The organism is Protofrankia sp. Cas3 (assembly GCF_963555955.1).
Classification (GTDB): domain Bacteria; phylum Actinomycetota; class Actinomycetes; order Frankiales; family Frankiaceae; genus Protofrankia.
Window position 1 is genome coordinate 5,159 of sequence record NZ_CAUVXP010000217.1, and the last position, 3,103, is coordinate 8,261.

The window sequence follows — 3,103 nt, forward strand, 5'->3', positions numbered from 1 at the left end:
ACGCTGATGGCGATCGGGTGCCGGTCCGGTCAGGGTGGCATGTGGGCGTGTACGTCGGCTCGGAGTGGTCGGTGCGCTGCTTCACCTACCCGGATGAGCGGCCGATCCTCTCGCTGGACACCCCCGGCGGCGGCCTGTCGGTTTCCGCGATGGGCGGCACGGTGACCGCCAACCATGTGGATTTCGCGTATGCGCTGGTGAAAGCTGCCAACGACTATCTGATCGACTGTGAACGGCTCCTGTTGGACCGTAAGGCCGACGACACCGATAACGGGGCTGTGGTAGCGGCCTGAAGGCTGGTTGTTCTCCTCGCGGGTGCCGGGACGGATTGCGAGCGCTGTTCTTCGCCGGTTCCGGACCGCTGATTCTCGATTCTTCCAATGCTGGGTGGGTGTGATCTGTCATGGCCAGAATCAACGGCTCACGGCCGTTTCCCGAGGTGCCGACGCGGCATCCGAAAATCGACGTGCCGCTGTGGGCGGTCCTGCTTGGGCTGGTCGGCCGGATAGGCGCCCACCTGGTCGTGTTCCTCGTCCGGCATCCGGTGGCGGTGGCCGTGCTGCTCGCGGTGGCGGTGGTCCGCCAGCGGTTCGGCCTGGTCGGGCTCGGCGTCGGGCTCCTGGTCCTGGCCGTGGTCGCCGGGCTGTGGCGGCTGGTCCATCGCCGGTCGTTCGCCTGGCTGGTCGGCTGGATCCGCGGCCGGTTGCGGCTGCTGGTCATCTACCGGTGGCGGTGGCGCCCGGTCATGGTCCATACGGATCTCGCGATCCGGATTCCGGTGTCCAACGGCGACCGGGTCACCTTCGCCGAAACGTTCCCCCGGATTCGGACGGTCCGCTCCGATCGGTGGGGCGACCAGCTGCGGATCGAGCTGCTCTACGGCCAGACCCCCGACCAGTGGGCGGAGCAGGCCGACGCGCTCCGCCACGCATTCCGGGCTCGGTCGTGTCGGATCCGTTCCGACCGGGTCGGGTTCATCTGGGTGGACTTCGCCCGCCGCGATCCCCTCGCCGTGCCCATCTCCCCGTTCGACCTGGACGGACCCGACTTCGACGGAACCGGCGATGGCGACGATGACGGTCCGGTGGATCTGTCCGGGATTCCGGTCGGCCGCCGGGAAGACGGCGAGCTGTGGCGGCTACCGGTCCGCGGCGCCCATGTCCTGATCGCCGGGGCCACCGGGGCGGGCAAGAGCGCGGCGGTGTGGGCGACGATCCGCGGCCTTGCCCCGGCGGTGCGTGCCGGCCTCGTCGAACTGTGGGTCGCCGACCCGAAGGGAGGGATGGAGCTCGCGTTCGGGCAGGCGATGTTCTCCCGGTTCGCGACCGACACCGAGAGCATCGCCGATCTCCTCGACGATGCGGTCACCGTCATGCGCAAGCGTGCCGCGCGGCTGCGTGGGGTCAGCCGGTTGCACACCCCGACGACCGACGAACCGCTGATCGTGGTGATCGTGGATGAGATCGCCTCGCTGACCTCCTATGTCACCGACCGGGAACTCAAGCGGCGGCTGTCGGCGTCGTTGCCGCTGCTGCTCTCCCAAGGCCGGGCACCGGGCGTGGTGGTGATCGGGGCGGTGCAGGACCCCCGCAAAGAGGTGCTGCCGTTTCGGGATCTGTTCCCGGTGCGGGTGGCGCTGCGGATGACCGAAGCCGACCAGGTCGATCTCGTGCTCGGCGACGGTGCCCGCGACCGCGGGGCACGCGCCGACGAGATCGGCGAAGACATGCCCGGAGTCGGCTACGTGCTCCTCGACGGCCAAGCCGACCCGGTCCGGGTCCGCGCGTGCTGGGTCGACGATGCCGAGATTGCGCGGATGGCCCACCGGTATCCGGTACCGGCGGTCGCCGAACTGATCGATCTGGTCGGCAACACCGGGGACGGGTGGACACCGGATGTGGACGGCTGGGCGGCATGACCGGATCGGAGGACTACGCCCCGGTGTATCCGCTGCCGGTCTGCGACTGCTGCCGGCATCTGTGGGTGGCGCACTGGGCGGATGACGGCTGCCAGATACCGGCGGGGCGGTGGCGGGTGTGTGGCTGCCGGGAACCGCCACCCGACCACCCCGACCGACCCGAGACCGAGGACGGCCAGGACCAGGACCACGGACAGGAGGAACGGGCGGCATGACCACCCCGACCATGGGGCCGGCGGAACCGCCGGCGGGGAGCCGGGCCGCCCGCATGCGCCAACCACTGGCCCGCCAGGTCCTGGAGGCGGTCGCGGCGGAAAACGGGGTGTGCATCCGACCGCTGGCGATGCGCCGCGTTGACGTGGTCACCGGCGAAACCGAGATCATCCCGATGGCGTGCGGGGCCACCCTGGCGTCCAAGTGCCCGTCGTGTGCGGAACGTGCCCGCAAGCTCCGGATGGCGCAGTGCAAGGCCGGGTGGCATCTCGATGACGAGCCGCTCCCCGACCCCGACCCGCCCGGCGATGACGCGAAGACGCTGGTCCAGCTCCGGGCGGATCTCGAAGCGGTCCGCACTGACGCTGTGACCGGTCACGATGTGGATCAGATCGGTGAAGTGGACGATCTGATCTCGCAGGTGGACGCGGCGCTGGCAGACCTCGGCGTGCGGGGGAAGGCGGCGCCGGACAGTCGGGATCGGCCGCGGCGGACCCGGTCCACCCGACGGCGACAGGACGCCCCCGACCTACCCCGGCTGCCCGTCGATCGACGCACCGTCGGGCGGACGTTCACCGGAGCGGACGGGACGGTGTGGCGGCCCTCGATGTTCCTCACCCTCACCTGCGACAGCTACGGTCGGGTGAACTCCGACGGCGCTCCGGTGGATCCGGACGGCTACGGCTATCGGCGGGCGGCCCGGGATGCGATCCACTTTCCCAAACTGGTGGATCGGTTCTGGCAGAACCTCCGCCGGGCGGTTGGATACGACGTCCAGTACTTCGCCTGTCTGGAGCCGCAACGGCGGTTGGCACCTCATCTGCACGCGGCGATGCGCGGCACGATCCCCCGGGTACTGCTCCGCCAGGTCGCCGCGGCGACCTATCACCAGGTGTGGTGGCCAGCCTGCGACCAGCCGATCTACGCCCCGGACCGGCTGCCGGTCTGGGACGAGCAAGCGGGCGGCTACAC

General features: G+C 70.1%; 4 protein-coding genes. All 4 read left to right on the forward strand.

The features are described 5' to 3' along the window. On the forward strand, positions 1-293 hold a 293-nt coding region (locus U9983_RS25410), incomplete at its 5' end, for a hypothetical protein (protein ID WP_416211537.1). A 110-nt stretch (positions 294-403) separates the two neighbouring features. Continuing rightward, entirely contained in the window at positions 404-1,918 is a 1,515-nt protein-coding gene (locus U9983_RS25415; protein ID WP_322756431.1) for an FtsK/SpoIIIE domain-containing protein, read from the forward strand. Further along, on the forward strand, positions 1,915-2,133 hold the full coding sequence (locus U9983_RS25420) for a hypothetical protein (RefSeq protein WP_322756432.1): 219 nt from the start codon (positions 1,915-1,917) through the stop codon (positions 2,131-2,133). The genes U9983_RS25415 and U9983_RS25420 overlap by 4 nt, the downstream gene beginning before the upstream one ends. Further along, a partial coding sequence (locus U9983_RS25425) for a replication initiator (RefSeq protein ID WP_322756433.1) occupies positions 2,130-3,103 on the forward strand: 974 nt, incomplete at its 3' end. The genes U9983_RS25420 and U9983_RS25425, both read left to right, overlap by 4 nt.